Below are 17,315 nucleotides of genomic sequence, written 5' to 3'. Positions count from 1 at the left end.
CCATTATGGCCAAGTTTGATACGTTGACCGTTCACGCCGGTTACACCCCGGACGCCACCGGCGCCGTGATGCCGGCAATTTACGCCACCTCCACCTACGCCCAACCGGCGCCGGGCGAGCATACCGGCTATGAATACTCCCGCAGCGCCAACCCGACGCGCACCGCGCTGGAAAGCGCCATCGCCGAACTGGAGGGCGGCAGCCGCGGCTACGCCTTCGCCTCCGGCCTGGCGGCCTGCTCCACGGTGCTGGAGCTGCTCGATAAGGACAGCCACCTGATCGCAGTAGACGATCTGTACGGCGGCACCTATCGCCTGCTGGAAAAAGTGCGCAGCCGCACCGCCGGCCTGCGCGTCACCTACGTGTCGCCGGCGGATCTCGCCGGGCTGGAGCAGGCGATCGAGCCGGACACCAAAATGATCTGGGTAGAAACCCCGACCAACCCGCTGCTGAAGCTGGCGGATCTGAGCGCCATTGCCGCGATCGCCAAAAAGCATGGGCTTATCAGCGTGGCGGACAATACCTTCGCCTCGCCGTATCTGCAGCGCCCGCTGGATCTGGGCTTTGACGTGGTGGTGCACTCCGCCACCAAATACCTCAACGGCCACTCCGACGTGGTGGCCGGCGTCGCAGCGGTGGGGGATAACCCGGCGCTGGCGGAACAGCTCGGTTTCCTGCAAAACGCGGTCGGCGGCATTCTCGATCCGTTCAGCAGCTTCCTGACGCTGCGCGGCATTCGCACCCTGGCACTGCGCATGCAGCGCCACAGCGACAGCGCGCTGCGCATCGCCCAGTGGCTGGAGAGCCAGCCGCAGGTGGAAAACGTCTACTATCCCGGCCTGCCTAGCCATCCGCAGCACGCGCTGGCGGCGCGCCAGATGACGCGCTTCGGCGGCATGATCTCGGTGCGGCTGAAAGGCGACGATGCCTATGCGCGCCGGGTCATCAAGCGCTCGCGCCTGTTCACCCTGGCGGAAAGCCTGGGCGGCGTGGAAAGCCTGATCAGCCAGCCATTCAGCATGACGCACGCCTCCATTCCGCTGGAACAGCGCCTGGCAACCGGCATCACGCCGCAGCTGGTGCGCCTGTCGGTGGGGATTGAGGATGTGGAAGATCTGATCGCCGATCTGCAGCAGGCGCTGGCGGAATAATCGCCTGCATCAAGCGCCATCAGCCCGGCCGGCGCGCCGGGCTTTTTTGTGCCCGCTATTCAGACGCCGATGACGTCCCGATAAAAGCGCTGCGCCACATCGGGGTGGGAACGGATGCGGCCTTTCAGGTAGTTATACCCCACGTCGCGCAGCAGCGGGTTGAGCGGATCGCTGGCCGGGCCGCGCGCCTGCGCCGCCAGCGGCGGCGGCAGTTGATACAACGGCACCACCGCGTCCAAGCGCGCGCCGAGGAAAAAAGCGATCGACAGCCTGTCGTGCCCCGCCGGCGGCGTTTCCACCCGGTGCACCGTGGCGCGCAGATAGCCGTTGGTCGCCAGTTCCAGCAGCTCGCCGATGTTCACCACGAAGGTGTCTTCACGCGGCTGGGCATCGAGCCACTGCCCTTCGCTCACCTCCACCTGCAGCCCTTTTTGCTCGTCCTGCAGCAGGAAGCTGAGAAACCCGGAGTCCTTGTGCGCGCCGACGCCCTGTGCGCTGGCGGTAGCGTCCCGCCCCGGATAGCGAATCAGTTTGATGTGCTCGTTGGGCTTATCGCCATACAAGCGATCGAAAGCCTGCTCCGGCAACGACAGCGCCAAAGCGAAAGCACGCAGCAGCCGCAGCGACATGGCGGTCATCGCCTGTTGCCACTGCAGCAGCAGCGGTTTCAGCGTCGGCAGCGCCGCCGGCCACTGGTTTGGCCCCTGCAGGCGCGCCCAGCGCGGGGTGTCGTCAGACAGCGTCAGCGCCGGGCGTTCGGCGCCGATATCGAACTGCTCGCGCCAGTCCGGCTGGCCGCGCGTGAGCTCCGCCGCCGCCCGGTTGTAACCGCGAAAGTGCGGCGAATGCACCATCTGCACCGCCAGCTTGTCGGCTTCCGGCAGCGCGAAAAATTGCCGCGCGCCCTGCTGCAGCCGCGCATTCAGCGCGCCGTCCACGCCGTGCCCGCGCAGATAGAAAAAACCGACGTCGCGGGCCGCCGCGCGCAGATCGTCGAGAAAGGCGCGCCGCTGACGCGCATCGCCGTCAAGCTGCGAAAGATCCAGCAGCGGCAGCGTCTTCAGCGTCGTCAGATGCGTCATCATGCGGTTCCTCTTCTTCCCCAATCACGATCGGGCTGCCATACAGGCGAATAATCAACATTGTCACTCCCTACCGGGTAGCTGCATTTGCTCCATAGTTATCACCGCGCTCGCCGGGGCGGCCAATATTGTTGCGTTCTAAGTTATGCAAACGTTCAACAAACTGTCGCAAAACCGTCATCAATGTTTCTTATGCTCTGCGCAATTTCGCCGACGCCGCTGGCTGGCGACGGGCGCTATCCGCTATCCTGTAAACGACCTCATACCCTGCCTGCCGGAGAAATACTGATGGATTTAGCCTTATTCGACCTGGATGAAACCCTGATTGACGATGACAGCGCCAGCCTGTGGATCCGCTGGCTGGTCGGCCAGGGCTTCGCGCCGGCGGAGCTGGAGCTGCAGGAGCAGCAGCTGATGCAGCTTTATTATCAGGGCAAGCTGTCGATGGAGGATTACATGCAGGCCACGCTGGCGCCGCTGGCCGGCCTGAGCGTGCAAACCGTGGCCGGCTGGGTACAGCGTTACATCCGGCGCGATATCCTGCCGCGCGTCTATCCCGCCGCCCGTGAACGCCTGCAGTGGCACCGCGAGCGCGGCGACTGCATCCTGGTGATCTCCGCCACCGGCGAGCACCTGGTGGCGCCGATCGCCGAACAGCTCGGCGCCGACGATGCGCTGGCGATCGGCGTGGAAATCAGCGACGGCCGCTTCACCGGCAACACCTACGGCACCATGACCTACCAACAGGGCAAGGTGATCCGCCTGCAGCACTGGCTGGCGCAGCATCCGCACCTGAAGTTCGAGCACAGCCACGGCTACAGCGACTCCCTCAACGATAAGGCGATGCTGCAATTCGTCGACAGCGCCACGGTGATCAACCCCGACAGCGAACTGAGCGCGCTGGCGGCGGAGCACGGCTGGGAAGTGTGCCGCTGGGAACGCTGAGCGGCAGGCAAAAAGTGCCCTGCGGTGTGACAAATAGCGTTTTGTGGCGTAGGTATAGAGGGTCCTTAATCCACTAACGGAGTTGCGCAATGCTGACCATTTGGGGCCGTGAGAATTCGAACAACGTCAGGAAGGTGCTGTGGTGCGCCGCCGAACTGGGGCTGAGCTACACCCACATCAACGCCGGCGGCGCGTTCGGCAAGGTGAACGAAGAGAGCTACCGCGCGCTGAACCCGAACGGCCTGGTGCCGCTGCTGCAGGACGATGACTTCGTGCTGTGGGAATCCAACACCATCGTGCGCTATCTGGCGGCGAAATTCGGCGACGCGACGTTCTATCCGCAAGATCTGCAGGCGCGCGCCGCCGCCGAGAAGTGGATGGACTGGACCACCTCAACCATCGTCCCGGCCTTCACCATCGTCTTTTGGGGCCTGATCCGCACCGCGCCGGAATTGCGCGACATGGCGAAAATCGAAGCGGCGATCGCCACGCTGGAAAAGCACTTCGACGTCATCGAACAGACGCTGGCACGCCAGCCTTACCTCTCCGGCGATGCATTCGGCTTTGGCGATATTCCGCTCGGCAGCTTCGCCTACGCCTGGTTCGAAATGCCGATCGCCCGCCACCCGCGGCCGAACATGGAGCGCTGGTATCAGCAGCTGCGCGCCCGCCCGGCCTATCAGCGCGGCGTGATGAGCGAACTCACCTGATCGCTGCGGGGCGTTACGACGCCCCGACCTTCAGCAGCTTGCCGTCCCGCTCGTCCGTCAGCAGATACAGATAGCCATCCGGCCCGCTGCGTACCTCGCGAATGCGCTCGCCGCGATCGCCCAGTAACCGCTCTTCCGCCACCACCTTGTCGCCTTCCAGCGTCAGGCGAATCAGTTCCTTTTGCGCCAGCGCGCCGATGAACAGCGAGTGCCGCCAGGCGGGGAAGCGCTGCCCGTCATAAAACGCCATGCCGCTGAGGCCGGGCGATACCCGCCAATAGTGCAGCGGCTGTTCGGTGCCGGGCACCCGTTCCCCTTTGGCCTCGGGGATCGGCTGGCCGGAATAGTTGATGCCGTAGGTGGCCAGCGGCCAGCCGTAGTTTTTACCCGGCAGCGGGAGGTTGAGCTCATCGCCGCCGCGCGGGCCGTGCTCATGTTCCCAGATAGCGCCGCTCCACGGGTTCAGCGCCAGCCCTTGCGGATTGCGGTGGCCGTAGGACCAAACTTCCGGCCGTTTGCCAGCCAGGCCGACCCAGGGGTTGTCCGGCGGCACCGCGCCTTCGGCGGTCAGCCGCACCAGCTTGCCCTGCAGCTTGTCGCTCTCCTGCGCCGTCGGCCGCTGGTTGTTTTCGCCCAGCGCGATAAACAGGTAGCCCTGCCTGTCGAACGCCAGCTTGCCGCCGAAGTGATTGCCGACCGACAGCTTGGGCAGCTGGCGGAAGATCACCTTGAAGTTTTCCAGCCGCGCGCCGTCGTCGCTCAAACGGCCGTAGCCGACCGCCGTGCCGGCTTTGCCGCCCTCGCCCGGTTCGGCGAAGCTGAGGTACACCCGGCGGCTGGCGGCGAAGTCGGGGGCCGGCAACACCTCCAGCAGGCCGCCCTGCCCCTCGGCGTAAACCTGCGGCACGCCGGCGATCGGCGGCGACAGGCCTTTGCCCTGCTGCCACAGCCGCAGCCGGCCGGGCCGCTCGGTGATAAGCAGGCCTTGTTCCGCCGGCAAAAAGGCCAGCGACCACGGGTGTTCCAGGCCGTCCTGCAGTTGGCTGACCGTCGGCGCGGCCTGCAGCAGGCCGCTGCACAGCAGCAAACCGGCCAGCAAAGTCAATCGGGGCATGGCATCCTCCTGGGGGTGAAATGACCCGTTTAGTGTAGCCCACTCAGCGGGCGCGGTCGTTTGCATTACATTTCAACAGGTTGCCTTTTGGCCGCAGTGTGCTTAAGTTAACCCATCACCCAGGAGGAATCATGGACATTACCGTTACCGACGCGATTGACGAACACATCCTCGATGCGATCAGGCAAGGCCTGCGCGCTTACAACCTGCCGCATATCAACGCCCGTCATCGCAAGCCGCTCAGCGTCTATGCGCGCGACGAGGCCGGCACGGTGATCGGCGGGCTGACCGCCGAAACCTGGGGCAACTGGCTGAGCGTCGAATGGCTGTGGGTGGCGGATTCCCAGCGCGGCAGCGGCCTCGGCGGCCGGTTGATGCGCGCCGCCGAACGCGAGGCGCAGGCGCGCGGCTGCCGCTACGCTCGCCTGGATACCTTCAGCTTCCAGGCGCGGCCGTTCTACGAAAAACTCGGCTATCAGCTGCAAATGACGCTGAAAGAGTATCCGGTGGAACATGAGTGTTATTTTCTTACCAAAACCCTGACTGATTAATGGATGGACGGATGGACAGCAAAAGCATGGTGGTGAACTGTGTGGCGTACAAAGCCGGCCAACGGCTGGGCGAAGTGACCATCGACGATATCAGCGAGGTGGTCAAACAGCCGGATACCTTCATCTGGCTGGGGCTGCGGCAGCCGGAGCCGGCGTTTATGCGCAAGGTGCAGGAGGAGTTCGGCCTGCACGATCTGGCGATCGAAGACGCGCTGTGCGCGCACCAGCGGCCGAAGCTGGAAACCTACGGCGACTCGCTGTTCATCGTGGTGAAAACCGCGCAGTGGGGCGAGAACGACGAAATCGAATACGGCGAAACCCATTTCTTCGTCGGCAAAAACTTTCTGGTGACGGTGCGCCACGGCGCCTCGCCCAGCTACGCGCCGATCCGCGCCAAGGCGGAGGAGAACCGCAAGCAGATGTGCCGCGGGCCAGGCTTCGCCCTCTATTCGGTGTTGGACTTCGTGGTGGACAACTACCGCAGCGTGGTGACGCGCTTCGAGAGCACCATCGAGAATATCGAAGCCAACATGTTTCAGTCGGAGTTCGATCAGGCGGCGATCGAGAACGTCTATACCCTGCGCCGCCACCTGTTGGCGCTGCGCAACGCCGCGCTGCCGATGGATGAAATCTGCAACCAGCTGATCCGCCTGCACGAAGAGGTGATCCCGAAAGAGCTGCGCGCCTATGTGCGTGATGTGCAGGATCACGCGCATCAGGTGGTCAGCAATATCGACGACATGCGCGAAATGCTGACCAACGCCATGCACGTCAACCTGGCGCTGGTGACGGTCAAACAGAACGAAGTGGTGAAACGGCTGGCGGGCTGGGGGGCGATTTTGGCCATCCCGACGGTGATCTTCAGCCTGTACGGCATGAACTTCGCCGACATGCCGGAGCTGAAGTTCCCGTGGGCCTATCACGCCACGCTGGGGGTGACCGCCGTCGGCTGCATTTTCCTGTATCAGAAGCTGAAGAAATCGGGCTGGCTGTAAGCGCCAAAACGGCGGCTGTTCCCGCCGGCAAAAACCCTCTGCGGAGCGGCCCGCCGCGCCGCTTCAATACAGCATCGGCCGCCGATCGCGATGCACGTGATTATGGCGGCCGATGTGCTTGTCATCGGCCGAGCCGATATCCATCGATGCCAGCACCATGCCTTCGCCTGCCAGGCTCTGCGTCAATGGATAGCCGTCGGCGTCGACGATCACCGAGCCGCCGATCCACGCAACGCCGCGCTCCGTTTCGCAACGATCGCACACCGCGATGAACAGCCGATTGACGGCGGCGTTGGCCTGCGCCTTCACCATCTCCGCCGGCCGTTCGCCCTGCGGGCGCGGCGCCAGTGGCCAGTTGACCGGCGCGCACAGCAGCTGAGCGCCGGCCAGCGCCGGTAGCCGTACCCACTCAGGGAATTCGAGATCGTAACAGATCATCATCGCCAACCGGCCGAAGCGGGTCTCGATGACCGGCGGCGGCCGATCGCCGGCGGTAAAGATGGTGCTCTCTTCGTGCCACAGGTGCGCTTTGCGATAAATCGCCCTCACCCCCTGCGCATCGATCAATGCCGCGCTGTTGGCCACCTCGCCATCGGGCAGGCGCTCGCAGAAACCGGCGACGATCGCCACATCCAACTCGCGCGCCAGGGCTCCCCACAGGCTGAGGCTCGGCCCGTCTTCAGCCTCGGCCAACGCCCTCGCCTCCGCCTTATCGCGCAGCACGTAGCCGCTGTTCACCAGCTCCGGCAGCACGATAACGTTGGCACCGCGCTGCGCCGCCCGGCGGATAGCCTGGGCGGACAGCGCCCGATTATGTTCCGCTTCCCCGACCCGCAACGCTAACTGGCAGCATGCGACTTTGATTTTTTCCTTCACTCCCAATCTCCTTACGACCGCCGTTAAACCCATTCGGGAGCCGTGCGCCCCGCCCTCCAGTAAAGCAGCAAAGGCGCCGCGATAAAAGCTCAGTGCGTTTCAGCGCTCGGTTTGGGTCTGCAGCTGCGCTGCCGGGCGGCTCAACAGGCTGCCCAGCACGAAGGCGACGCCGCCGCCCAGCAGGCCGCCGTAGATTGGGCTGTTGGCGTCGATGCCGTGCCAGACCATCAGCCCCACCACGCACAGGCTGCCGGTCAGCATGCTGGCGATGGCGCCGGCGCTGGTGGCGCGCGGCCAGAAGATCGCCCCCACCAGCGGGATCAGCATGCCGCCCACCAGCAGGTTGTAAGCCAGGGTCAGCGCCGCCAGCACGTCGCGCACCACGAATGCCAGCCCCAGCATGACCGCGCCCATGAGGAGCGTGGTGAAGCGCCCGGCGGCCAACCCGCCGGAAGGTTTGCGCCGGATGGCCGGCAATACGTCCTCCAGCGCGATGGTGGAAGAGGCCAGCAGGCAGGCGCTGGCGGTGGACATCAGCGCCGCCAACGCCGCGGCGGCCACCAGCCCGCTGACGCCGACCGGCAACACCGCCTGCGCGATAGCGGCGAAGGCGCCGTCGGTGTTGCTGAGCGACGGCAGCACGATCTTGCCGGCCATGCCGATCAGCGCGCCGGTCACGCCGTACAGCACGCAGTAGACGCCCGCCCCCAGCCCGGCGAAGCGCGCCACGTTGGCGCTGCGGGCGGTAAATACCCGCTGCCAGATGTCCTGGCCGATCAGAATGCCGAAGAAATAGATCAGGAAAAATACCAGAATGGTGTCCAGCCCGATCGACGACAGCTGGTAGTAACCGGCGGGCAGCAGGCTGGTGAACGCCTCCCAGCCGCCGGCCTTGACGATGCTCATCGGCATCAGCACCAGCATCATGCCGACGGTCATGATGATGAACTGAATGATGTCGGTCAGCGTCAGCGACCACATGCCCCCCAGCGTCGAATACAGCACCACCAGCCCGCCGCCGAGCAGGATAGACGCGCTGAACGACAGGCCAAACATCACCTGCATCACGCTGCCGATGGCGATGATCGAAGTCACCGCCACCATCAGATCATACGCCAGCATGATCGCGCCGCTGGTAACCCGCGCCGCCGGATGATAGCGCCGCGACAACACCTGGCTGACGGTATACAGCTTCAGCTTGAGCAGCGGCTTGGCCAGCACCAGGCTCAACACCACGATGCCCAGCCCCAGCGCGCCACACAGCCAGACGCCGGAGATGCCGTAGGTGTAGCCGAGCTTGACGCTGCCGATGGTCGACGCGCCGCCGAGCACCACCGCCGACAGCGTGCCCAGATACAGCCCCGGCCCCAGGTTGCGCCCGGCGACCAGATACGCCTCTTTGGAATTGGCGCGGCGAATGCCCATCCACCCCACCGCGCCTATCACCAGAAAGTAAAACACCACGACCAGCAGATCGAGATTCATGGGTACCTCCACTCCGTTGTTATTGTTATCAGGGGTCCCGACGCAACCGCTCCGCCGGTAGGGTCAGTGCGCCGCCTCAGCGGGCCGGCAGCACGCACAACATTTCAAACAGCAGGTTGGCCGCCAGCAGCGCCGTGTTGCCGGAGCGATCGTAAGGCGGCGACACTTCCACCACATCGCCGCCCACCAGGTTCAGCCCGTGGCAGCCGCGCACGATCTCCAGCCCCTGCCAGACCGACAGTCCGCCGACCTCCGGCGTGCCGGTGCCCGGCGCGAAGGCCGGATCCAGCCCGTCGATATCGAAGCTGAGGTAAACCGGCGCATCGCCCATCTGTTCGCGGATCTCCGCCATCAGCGGCGTCAGCGATCGGTGCCAGCAGGCCTCGGCCGGCACCACGCGAAAGCCCTGACGGCGCGACCAGTCGAAATCGTCCGCCGCATAGCCGCTGCCGCGCAGGCCGATCTGCACCACTTTTTCCGGCGCCAGCAACCCTTCCTCGAACGCGCGGCGGAAGGTGGTGCCGTGCGCCAGCTGTTCACCGAACATCTCCTCGTTGGTGTCGGAATGCGCATCGACGTGGATCAGCCCGACCGAGCCATGTCGACGGGCGACGGCGCGTAGCACCGGCAACGTCAGCGTGTGGTCGCCGCCGAGCGTCAACGGTATGCAGCCGTGCGCCAGGATCTCGTGGTAAGCCGCCTCGATGCGCTGCACGCTATCCGCCAGGCTGTAAGGGTTGATGGCGACATCCCCCAGATCGGCCACCTGCAGCCGTTCGAACGGGGCGGAGCCGGTGCCCATGTTGTAGGGGCGGATCATCACCGATTCCTGGCGGATCTGGCGCGGGCCATAGCGGGTGCCGCTGCGGTTGGAGGTGCCGATATCCAGCGGAATGCCGACAAAGGCGGCGTCCAGACCGCGCGCCTGTTCGGCGGCGGGCAGGCGCATCATGGTGGGGATACCGGCAAAGCGCGGCATATCGTTACCGCTTTGGGGTTGGTTCAGCATGGCGTTTCCTTGTCTTGATCTGCGATGAATTGAAACATTTGAGCAACATTCGCAGACTACCCCGCTGGCCACCCCGGCTACCATTCCCGCTTTTGCATGTAAACATCGAAAAACGCGATGTAACTAACCTATTGAAGTATTGATTTTTATTTCAACTTCATGCCATAAGGGAGGCCATATCTTCAGCGCCGCACCTATTTTCTCGATGTTAAAAATGGGTTAACCGGCCGACGTTCTGCGGAGGGGACGATGCTCACCAACCTAAGCGATATCGATCTGAAACTGCTGCGGGTATTCGTCGCGGTGGCGGAAGCTCAGGGCGTCAGCGCCGCGCAGGAAGCGCTGCTGATGAACCAGTCCACCATCAGCACTCACTTGGCCTCGCTGGAAACCCGGCTGGGTTTTCGCCTGTGCCAGCGCGGACGCTCCGGCTTCCGGCTGACGCCCAAGGGCGAACGCATGCTGATCGCCTGCCGCTCGCTGTTCAACGCCGCCCGCGACTTCACCCGGGTCAGCCAGTCGCTGAACGGCCTGCTGACCGGCGATCTGCAGATCGGTCTGGTGGATAATCTGGTTTCGCTGCCAGGCAATCCGTTCAGCCAGGCCATCAAACATTTCCAGCGCCGACATCAGGACGTGCAATTGCAGTGCCGCATCTGTTCACCGAACGAGATTGAGCAGGGGCTGCTGCACCGGCAGCTCGATCTGGGCATCGGCTACTTCGGCCAACAGTTGGAGGCGTTGCGCTATCAGCCGTGGCTGGAGGAGACGCAGGCGATCTACTGCAGCGCGGATCACCCGCTGTTCGCGGTGGAAGAACCGGAGCGCGAGCAGATTGAAAACGCGCGCTGGGTCAAGCGCGGCTACCTGCTGGCGCAGCAGCTGTGCCCGATCGCGCCGCCTCACCTGGCGGCGGTGGCCCATCATATGGAAAGCGTCGCCCATCTGGTACTGAGCGGCTCCTGTCTTGGCTATCTGCCCACCCACTACGCGGCGCGCTGGGTGGAACAGGGGCTGCTGCGGCAGTTGGGCGGCGCGGCGCTCTCTTACCGCGCCACGCTCAGCCTGGTCAGCCGCCCTGTCCAGCCCGACGAGGCGTTGAACGCGCTGCTGGAGGATTTGGCGCGCGCCGGCGAAAAAAAAGCCCCGCATGCGCGGGGCCTGACGGACGTTAGCTGACCGGCATGCGCGCCGGATCGGGATACTGGTACTCAAAACCCAGCTCGTTGCAGATGCGGTTGCCGTCCACCAGCCGCTCATCCTGCTCCGCTTCGTCGGCAAACTGCGGCGGCTCCAGGTGCAGCTGTTCGGCCAGCGCCGGATAAAATTCGCGTTTGGCCGGATGACGCGGCGCGCACAGGTTGTATACGTGGCCGCCCTTCGGCAGCTTCAGCAGCAGTTGGATGGCGGCGATGACGTCGTCCTGATGCACCAGATTCACCCCCTGCGAACCGCCCTTCACGTCGAGTTTGCCCGCCAGGAAGCGGCCGGGGTGGCGATCGGCGCCCACCAGCCCCGCCAGCCGCAGAATGTCCACTGAGGTATTCGGCAATTCATGCAGCCAGCGCTCCAGCTCGGCCAGCACCCGGCCCGACGGCGAGACCGGCCGCAGCGGCGACTCTTCGCGCAGCGTGCCGGCGGTTTCGCCGTACACCGAGGTGGAACTGGTGAAGATCACGCGCGGCACGCCGAAGGCCATCGCGCTGTCCACCAGCATGCGCACCGCATTGAAATAGTTCTCGCTGCCTTCGACGGTGCGGCGCGCGGGCAGCGTCACCACCAGCGCATCCACGCGCAGCAGCGATTCCAGATCGTCCGGATCGCACACCAGCTCCGGCGTCAGCTCCAGTTGATAGCATTCGATGCCGCTCATGCGCGCGGCCTCGACGCCGTCCGGCGTGGTTTTGCTGCCGACCACGTCATACCCGCGGCCCATCAGCGACAGCGCCAACGGCATGCCCAGCCAACCCAAACCAATAATGGCTACCTTTTTCATCCTCTTCCTCTCCTGAAGATCGCAGCGCCCTACCCCTAAGGCTACGCCACTGTGCACGGCGATACAATCTGCCCGGCTTAAGGTTAGGTAAAGCCGTGTGTGGCTAATAACCTAACCTGTTTCAATAAATTAAATTTATGACGTTAAAAAAGGGTTGCGCGGTGGACAGCGGATAGTTTAGCTTAATCGGCATACGGTTTTTACCGGCTTTTGATTAGAGAAAAACACCATGACACGCGTTCAGTTCAACCACCATCATCACCATCACCCTGACTAGTCTTTCAGGCGATGTGTGCTGGAAGACGGTTTGTTAATCTTCCAGTGGCGCGCAGAACGCAAGAGAGAGCCCTCGGAAGATTTCTTCCGAGGGTTTTTTTTTGGCTTCGGACAGACAGAAAGAATATTTTTACAACAAATTCATAAAATTACAGATTAAACAGAGGTTACCATGCTGGACAAGACACGTTTACGGATCGCAATGCAGAAGTCGGGCCGCCTGAGCGAGGAATCCCAGGAACTGCTGGCGCGCTGCGGCATCAAGATCAACCTGCAGCAGCAGCGCCTGATCGCCTTCGCGGAAAACATGCCGATCGATATCCTGCGCGTGCGCGATGACGACATTCCGGGCCTGGTGATGGACGGCGTGGTCGATCTGGGCATCATCGGCGAAAACGTGCTGGAAGAAGAGCTGCTCAGCCGCCGCGCTCAGGGCGAAGACCCGCGTTACTTCACCCTGCGCCGCCTCGATTTCGGCGGCTGCCGCCTGTCGCTGGCCACCCCGCTCGACGCCGAATACGCCGGCCCGCAAAGCCTGCAGGACGCCCGCATCGCCACGTCTTACCCGCACCTGCTGAAGCAATACCTCGACAAGCAGGGCGTGCGCTTTAAATCTTGCCTGCTGAACGGTTCGGTGGAAGTGGCGCCGCGCGCCGGCCTGGCCGACGCCATCTGCGATCTGGTCTCTACCGGCGCCACGCTGGAGGCCAACGGCCTGCGCGAGGTGGAGGTGATCTACCGCTCCAAAGCCTGCCTGATCCAGCGCGACGGCGAAATGCCGGAAGCCAAACAACAGCTGATCGACCGCCTGATGACCCGCATTCAGGGCGTGATCCAGGCGCGTGAATCCAAATACATCATGCTGCACGCGCCGAGCGAGAAGCTGGACGAGATCGTCGCGCTGCTGCCGGGCGCCGAACGCCCGACCATTCTGCCGCTGGCCGGCGCGCAGAACCGCGTGGCGATGCACATGGTCAGCAGCGAAACCCTGTTCTGGGAAACCATGGAAAAACTGAAAGCGCTCGGCGCCAGCTCGATTCTGGTGCTGCCGATTGAAAAGATGATGGAGTAACGCCATGTCGACCTTCAACACGCCGATCGACTGGGCAACGTGCAGCGCCGAACGCCAGGCCGAGCTGCTGATGCGCCCGGCAATCGCCGCTTCCGACAGCATCACCCGCACGGTGAGCGAGATCCTCGACAACGTGAAGGCCAACGGCGATCGGGCGCTGCGCGACTATAGCGCCCGCTTCGACAAGGCGGAAGTCGCCGCGCTGCGCGTCAGCGCCGAGCAGATCGCCGCCGCCTGCGCGCGACTGGGCGATGACATCAAACAGGCGATGGCGGTGGCCGTCGCCAACGTGGACACCTTCCACAACGCGCAGCGACTGCCGCCGGTGGACGTCGAAACGCAGCCGGGCGTGCGCTGCCAGCAGGTGACCCGCCCAATCGACTCGGTGGGCCTGTATATTCCCGGCGGGTCGGCGCCGCTGTTCTCCACCGTGCTGATGCTGGCGACGCCGGCGCGCATCGCCGGTTGCCGCCGGGTGGTGCTGTGCTCACCGCCGCCGATCGCCGATGAGATCCTGTATGCGGCACAGCTGTGCGGCGTGCAGGAAGTGTTTCAGGTCGGGGGCGCGCAGGCGATCGCCGCCCTGGCGTTCGGCACCGAAAGCGTGCCGCGCGTGGCGAAGATCTTCGGGCCGGGCAACGCCTTCGTGACCGAAGCCAAGCGGCAGGTCAGCCAGCGTCTCGACGGCGCGGCTATCGACATGCCGGCCGGCCCTTCGGAGGTGCTGGTGATCGCCGATGCCGGCGCCACCCCGGCATTCGTCGCTTCCGATCTGCTGTCGCAGGCCGAACACGGCCCGGATTCGCAGGTGATCCTGCTGACGCCGGACGCGGCGATGGCGCAGGCGGTGGCCGAAGCGGTGGAAAGCCAGCTGGCCGAGCTGCCGCGCGCCGAGACCGCCCGCCAGGCGCTGGCGAGCAGCCGCCTGATCGTGGCGCGCGATCTGCCTGAGTGCGTGGCCATCAGCAACCGCTACGGCCCGGAGCACCTGATCATTCAGACCCGCAATGCGCGCGAGCTGGTGGACGGCATCACCAGCGCCGGCTCAGTGTTCCTCGGCGACTGGTCGCCGGAGTCCGCCGGCGATTACGCCTCCGGCACCAACCACGTGCTGCCGACCTACGGTTACACCGCCACCTGCTCCAGCCTGGGGCTGGCCGATTTTCAAAAACGCATGACGGTGCAGGAGCTGACGCCGCAGGGCTTCAGCAACCTGGCCGCCACCATCGAGACCCTGGCCGCCGCCGAGCAGCTGATCGCCCACAAGAACGCCGTGACCCTGCGCGTCGCCGCCCTGAAGGAGCAAGCATGAGCATCGAAAAACTGGCGCGCGCCAACGTTCGCGAGCTGACCCCTTATCAATCGGCGCGCCGCCTCGGCGGTAAGGGTGACGTGTGGCTGAACGCCAACGAATACCCGATCGCGCCCGAGTTCCAGCTGACCGCGCAAACCTTCAACCGCTATCCGGAGTGCCAGCCGGCGCAGGTAATCGAACGCTACGCCGCCTACGCCGGGGTGAAGAAAGAGCAGGTGCTGGTCAGCCGCGGCGCCGATGAAGGCATCGAACTGCTGATCCGCGCCTTCTGCGAGCCGGGCAAAGACGCCATTCTGTTCTGCCCGCCGACCTACGGCATGTACGCCGTCAGCGCCGAAACTTTCGGCGTGGAGCGCCGCACCGTGGCCGCCAAAGAGGACTGGCAGTTGGATCTGCCGGCCATCGCAGACAGCATGGACAACGTGAAGCTGATCTACGTCTGCAGCCCGAACAACCCGACCGGCAACCTGATCGACCCGGACTCGCTGCGCAACCTGCTGGAGCTGGCCAAAGGCAAGGCGATCGTCGCGGTGGACGAAGCCTATATCGAGTTTTGCCCGCAGGCCTCGGTGGCCGGGTGGCTGAGCGACTATCCGCACCTGGCTATCCTGCGCACGCTGTCGAAGGCCTTTGCGCTGGCCGGCCTGCGCTGCGGCTTTACGCTCGCCAACGAAGATCTGATCGCCCTGCTGCTGAAAGTGATCGCGCCTTACCCGCTTTCGACGCCGGTGGCGGATATCGCCGCGCAGGCGCTGAGCGAAGAAGGTATCCGCACCATGCGTCAGCGCGTCACCGACATCGCCGCCACCCGCAGCTGGCTGCAGCAACAGCTGGAAAAATGCGCCTGCGTCGAGCAGGTTTTCGCCAGCGACAGCAATTACCTGCTGGTCCGCTTCACCGCCTCAAGTAATGTGTTTAAAAGCTTGTGGGATCAGGGCATTATCTTACGAGACCAAAACAAACAGCCCGGGTTGTCCGGCTGCCTGCGCATCACCATAGGCACCCGCGACGAATGTCAACGCGTGGTGGACGCCTTGTCCGCCCTGCCCGGCGCCAACCAGACTCGCCAGGAGCCAATGTGAGCCAAAAAATCCTCTTTATCGATCGTGACGGCACGCTGATCGCCGAGCCACCGGAAGATTTCCAGGTTGACCGCCTGGACAAGCTGGCGCTCGAGCCGGACGTGATCCCTTCCCTGCTGGCGCTGCAACAGGCGGGGTATCAGCTGGTGATGATCACCAATCAGGATGGGCTCGGCACCGCCAGTTTCCCGCAGGAAACCTTCGATCCGCCGCACAACCTGATGATGCAGATCCTCAGCTCGCAGGGCATTCAGTTCGCCGATGTGCTGATCTGCCCGCACCTGCCGGCGGACAACTGCGACTGCCGCAAGCCGAAAACCGCACTGGTGAAGGGCTACCTCGAACCCGGCGTGCTGAATGCCGCCCACAGCTACGTGATCGGCGATCGGCCGACCGACGTGCAGCTGGCGGAAAACATGGGCATCCAGGGGCTGCGCTACCAGCGCGGCGTGCTGGGCTGGAAAGAGATCGTGCGCCAGCTGACCCTGCGCGACCGCCACGCGCGGGTTAACCGCGTGACCAAAGAGACGCAGATCGACGTCAACGTCTGGCTGGATCGCGAAGGCGGCAGCAAGATCAAAACCGGCGTCGGCTTCTTCGATCACATGCTGGATCAGATCGCCACCCACGGCGGCTTCCGCATGGAGATCGACGTCAAAGGCGATCTGTATATCGACGATCACCACACGGTGGAAGACACCGGTCTGGCGCTGGGTGAAGCGCTGAACAAGGCGCTTGGCGACAAGCGCGGCATCGCTCGCTTCGGCTTCGTGCTGCCGATGGACGAGTGCCTGGCGCGCTGCGCGCTGGATATTTCCGGCCGCCCGCACCTGGAGTACAAGGCCGAGTTCAACTATCAGCGCGTCGGCGATCTCAGCACCGAAATGGTCGAGCACTTCTTCCGTTCGCTCTCTTACACCATGGGCTGCACGCTGCACCTGAAGACCAAGGGCAAAAACGACCACCACCGGGTCGAGAGCCTGTTCAAAGTGTTTGGCCGCACGCTGCGCCAGGCGATCCGCGTCGAGGGCAATACCCTGCCGAGTTCGAAAGGAGTGCTGTGATGAACGTGGTGATTTTGGATACCGGCTGCGCCAACCTGGCCTCCGTCACCTACGCGGTGCGGCGCCTGGGTTACCAGCCGGAGGTGAGCCGCGATCCGGAGATCGTGCTGCGCGCCGACAAGCTGTTCCTGCCGGGCGTCGGCACCGCGCAGGCGGCGATGGATCAACTGCGCGAACGGGATCTGGTCGAGCTGATCAAGGCCTGCACGCAGCCGGTGCTGGGCATCTGCCTCGGCATGCAGCTGCTTGCGGCCAGCAGCGAAGAGAACGGCGGCGTGACGACACTCGGCCTTATCGATACGCCGGTGAAGCAGATGACCGACTTTGGCCTGCCGCTGCCGCACATGGGCTGGAATCAGGTGTCCGCGCAGGCGGGCCACCATCTGTTCCGCGGCATCGATGACGGCGCCTACTTCTATTTCGTTCACAGCTATGCGATGCCGATATGCCCCAGCACCATCGCCCAGGCGAACTACGGCGAGCCCTTCACCGCCGCCGTGCAAAAAGACAACTTCTTCGGCGTGCAGTTTCATCCAGAACGTTCTGGAGCGGCCGGCGCACAACTGTTGAAAAACTTTCTGGAGATGTAGGC

The 17,315-nt window shown here is 64.1% G+C and carries 18 protein-coding genes and 1 other annotated feature; of the genes, 12 read left to right on the top strand and 6 right to left on the bottom strand.

The genetic code is table 11. From position 1 onward, the window contains the following. The first annotated feature begins 5 nt into the window (after positions 1 to 5). Positions 6 to 1,151, top strand: coding sequence for a trans-sulfuration enzyme family protein (locus SSARUM_RS07830; protein ID WP_033637784.1), 1,146 nt, complete (start codon positions 6 to 8; stop codon positions 1,149 to 1,151). A 59-nt stretch (positions 1,152 to 1,210) separates the two neighbouring features. Here SSARUM_RS07830 and SSARUM_RS07825 read toward each other — a convergent pair whose 3' ends face one another. After that, positions 1,211 to 2,233: an isopenicillin N synthase family dioxygenase gene (locus tag SSARUM_RS07825; protein ID WP_060430592.1), complete on the bottom strand. Its 1,023-nt coding sequence runs from the start codon at positions 2,231 to 2,233 to the stop codon at positions 1,211 to 1,213. 288 nt (positions 2,234 to 2,521) lie between these two features. Between SSARUM_RS07825 and SSARUM_RS07820 the strand changes: the two genes are divergently transcribed. Together SSARUM_RS07820 and SSARUM_RS07815 are read left to right on the top strand one after the other, a co-directional pair. Continuing rightward, complete coding sequence (locus SSARUM_RS07820; protein ID WP_060387493.1) at positions 2,522 to 3,178, top strand: HAD family hydrolase; 657 nt, start codon at positions 2,522 to 2,524, stop codon at positions 3,176 to 3,178. An 89-nt stretch (positions 3,179 to 3,267) separates the two neighbouring features. Beyond that, on the top strand, positions 3,268 to 3,888 hold the full coding sequence (locus tag SSARUM_RS07815) for a glutathione S-transferase family protein (protein WP_060429793.1): 621 nt from the start codon (positions 3,268 to 3,270) through the stop codon (positions 3,886 to 3,888). Positions 3,889 to 3,901: 13 nt separating this feature from the next. Here SSARUM_RS07815 and SSARUM_RS07810 read toward each other — a convergent pair whose 3' ends face one another. Next, positions 3,902 to 5,002 (bottom strand): PQQ-dependent sugar dehydrogenase, encoded by a 1,101-nt coding sequence (locus SSARUM_RS07810; RefSeq protein WP_060429791.1) that lies wholly within the window; start codon positions 5,000 to 5,002, stop codon positions 3,902 to 3,904. A gap of 131 nt (positions 5,003 to 5,133) precedes the next feature. Here SSARUM_RS07810 and SSARUM_RS07805 point away from each other — a divergent pair, with 131 nt between their 5' ends. Then, entirely contained in the window at positions 5,134 to 5,553 is a 420-nt protein-coding gene (locus SSARUM_RS07805; RefSeq protein WP_060429789.1) for a GNAT family N-acetyltransferase, read from the top strand. 11 nt (positions 5,554 to 5,564) lie between these two features. Further along, positions 5,565 to 6,548, top strand: coding sequence for a magnesium/cobalt transporter CorA (corA, locus tag SSARUM_RS07800; RefSeq protein WP_033637778.1), 984 nt, complete (start codon positions 5,565 to 5,567; stop codon positions 6,546 to 6,548). Between the two features lie 63 nt (positions 6,549 to 6,611). Here corA and SSARUM_RS07795 read toward each other — a convergent pair whose 3' ends face one another. From SSARUM_RS07795 to speB, 3 genes are all read right to left on the bottom strand, one after another. Then, positions 6,612 to 7,424 (bottom strand): nitrilase-related carbon-nitrogen hydrolase, encoded by an 813-nt coding sequence (locus SSARUM_RS07795; protein WP_033646723.1) that lies wholly within the window; start codon positions 7,422 to 7,424, stop codon positions 6,612 to 6,614. A gap of 99 nt (positions 7,425 to 7,523) precedes the next feature. Then, complete coding sequence (locus SSARUM_RS07790) at positions 7,524 to 8,909, bottom strand: sodium:solute symporter family protein (RefSeq protein ID WP_033646725.1); 1,386 nt, start codon at positions 8,907 to 8,909, stop codon at positions 7,524 to 7,526. A gap of 76 nt (positions 8,910 to 8,985) precedes the next feature. Next, entirely contained in the window at positions 8,986 to 9,918 is a 933-nt protein-coding gene (gene speB / locus SSARUM_RS07785; protein ID WP_033646727.1) for an agmatinase, read from the bottom strand. 249 nt (positions 9,919 to 10,167) lie between these two features. Here speB and SSARUM_RS07780 point away from each other — a divergent pair, with 249 nt between their 5' ends. After that, the gene (locus SSARUM_RS07780; RefSeq protein WP_060387489.1) at positions 10,168 to 11,097 is read left to right on the top strand and encodes a LysR family transcriptional regulator; all 930 of its coding nucleotides are present in this window, start codon (positions 10,168 to 10,170) and stop codon (positions 11,095 to 11,097) included. Here SSARUM_RS07780 and SSARUM_RS07775 read toward each other — a convergent pair. Beyond that, complete coding sequence (locus SSARUM_RS07775) at positions 11,090 to 11,914, bottom strand: SDR family oxidoreductase (protein ID WP_015377257.1); 825 nt, start codon at positions 11,912 to 11,914, stop codon at positions 11,090 to 11,092. The genes SSARUM_RS07780 and SSARUM_RS07775 overlap by 8 nt on opposite strands. A 229-nt stretch (positions 11,915 to 12,143) precedes the next feature. Between SSARUM_RS07775 and hisL the strand changes: the two genes are divergently transcribed. From hisL to hisH, 6 genes are all read left to right on the top strand, one after another. Next, positions 12,144 to 12,191 carry a his operon leader peptide gene (gene hisL, locus SSARUM_RS07770; protein ID WP_100396937.1) on the top strand — a complete coding sequence of 16 codons (48 nt, stop codon included), beginning with the start codon at positions 12,144 to 12,146 and terminating at the stop codon, positions 12,189 to 12,191. Next, positions 12,167 to 12,293: a sequence feature (His leader region), on the top strand. (Overlaps the previous gene by 25 nt.) Before the next feature lie 69 nt (positions 12,294 to 12,362). Continuing rightward, entirely contained in the window at positions 12,363 to 13,262 is a 900-nt protein-coding gene (hisG, locus tag SSARUM_RS07765; protein WP_033637770.1) for an ATP phosphoribosyltransferase, read from the top strand. A 4-nt stretch (positions 13,263 to 13,266) separates the two neighbouring features. Then, complete coding sequence (gene hisD / locus SSARUM_RS07760; RefSeq protein WP_039566788.1) at positions 13,267 to 14,574, top strand: histidinol dehydrogenase; 1,308 nt, start codon at positions 13,267 to 13,269, stop codon at positions 14,572 to 14,574. Further along, on the top strand, positions 14,571 to 15,659 hold the full coding sequence (gene hisC, locus SSARUM_RS07755) for a histidinol-phosphate transaminase (protein ID WP_039566790.1): 1,089 nt from the start codon (positions 14,571 to 14,573) through the stop codon (positions 15,657 to 15,659). The genes hisD and hisC overlap by 4 nt, the downstream gene beginning before the upstream one ends. Continuing rightward, positions 15,656 to 16,723: a bifunctional histidinol-phosphatase/imidazoleglycerol-phosphate dehydratase HisB gene (gene hisB, locus SSARUM_RS07750; RefSeq protein ID WP_033637767.1), complete on the top strand. Its 1,068-nt coding sequence runs from the start codon at positions 15,656 to 15,658 to the stop codon at positions 16,721 to 16,723. The genes hisC and hisB overlap by 4 nt, the downstream gene beginning before the upstream one ends. Next, on the top strand, positions 16,723 to 17,313 hold the full coding sequence (gene hisH, locus SSARUM_RS07745; protein WP_033646739.1) for an imidazole glycerol phosphate synthase subunit HisH: 591 nt from the start codon (positions 16,723 to 16,725) through the stop codon (positions 17,311 to 17,313). Before hisB ends, hisH begins: the two co-directional genes overlap by 1 nt. Positions 17,314 to 17,315: the final 2 nt, after the last annotated feature.

Origin of the sequence: Serratia sarumanii, from assembly GCF_029962605.1 — a bacterium.
In the GTDB taxonomy this organism is placed as follows: domain Bacteria; phylum Pseudomonadota; class Gammaproteobacteria; order Enterobacterales; family Enterobacteriaceae; genus Serratia; species Serratia sarumanii.
This window is presented reverse-complemented; position numbering and strand designations above follow the sequence as displayed.

Coding starts and splice junctions, on each gene's coding strand:
- SSARUM_RS07830 (WP_033637784.1), top strand. CDS start 6: ATGGCCAAGTTTGATACGTTGACCGTTCACGCCGGTTACACCCCGGAC.
- SSARUM_RS07825 (WP_060430592.1), bottom strand. CDS start 2,233: ATGACGCATCTGACGACGCTGAAGACGCTGCCGCTGCTGGATCTTTCG.
- SSARUM_RS07820 (WP_060387493.1), top strand. CDS start 2,522: ATGGATTTAGCCTTATTCGACCTGGATGAAACCCTGATTGACGATGAC.
- SSARUM_RS07815 (WP_060429793.1), top strand. CDS start 3,268: ATGCTGACCATTTGGGGCCGTGAGAATTCGAACAACGTCAGGAAGGTG.
- SSARUM_RS07810 (WP_060429791.1), bottom strand. CDS start 5,002: ATGCCCCGATTGACTTTGCTGGCCGGTTTGCTGCTGTGCAGCGGCCTG.
- SSARUM_RS07805 (WP_060429789.1), top strand. CDS start 5,134: ATGGACATTACCGTTACCGACGCGATTGACGAACACATCCTCGATGCG.
- corA (WP_033637778.1), top strand. CDS start 5,565: ATGGACAGCAAAAGCATGGTGGTGAACTGTGTGGCGTACAAAGCCGGC.
- SSARUM_RS07790 (WP_033646725.1), bottom strand. CDS start 8,909: ATGAATCTCGATCTGCTGGTCGTGGTGTTTTACTTTCTGGTGATAGGC.
- speB (WP_033646727.1), bottom strand. CDS start 9,918: ATGCTGAACCAACCCCAAAGCGGTAACGATATGCCGCGCTTTGCCGGT.
- SSARUM_RS07780 (WP_060387489.1), top strand. CDS start 10,168: ATGCTCACCAACCTAAGCGATATCGATCTGAAACTGCTGCGGGTATTC.
- SSARUM_RS07775 (WP_015377257.1), bottom strand. CDS start 11,914: ATGAAAAAGGTAGCCATTATTGGTTTGGGTTGGCTGGGCATGCCGTTG.
- hisG (WP_033637770.1), top strand. CDS start 12,363: ATGCTGGACAAGACACGTTTACGGATCGCAATGCAGAAGTCGGGCCGC.
- hisD (WP_039566788.1), top strand. CDS start 13,267: ATGTCGACCTTCAACACGCCGATCGACTGGGCAACGTGCAGCGCCGAA.
- hisC (WP_039566790.1), top strand. CDS start 14,571: ATGAGCATCGAAAAACTGGCGCGCGCCAACGTTCGCGAGCTGACCCCT.
- hisH (WP_033646739.1), top strand. CDS start 16,723: ATGAACGTGGTGATTTTGGATACCGGCTGCGCCAACCTGGCCTCCGTC.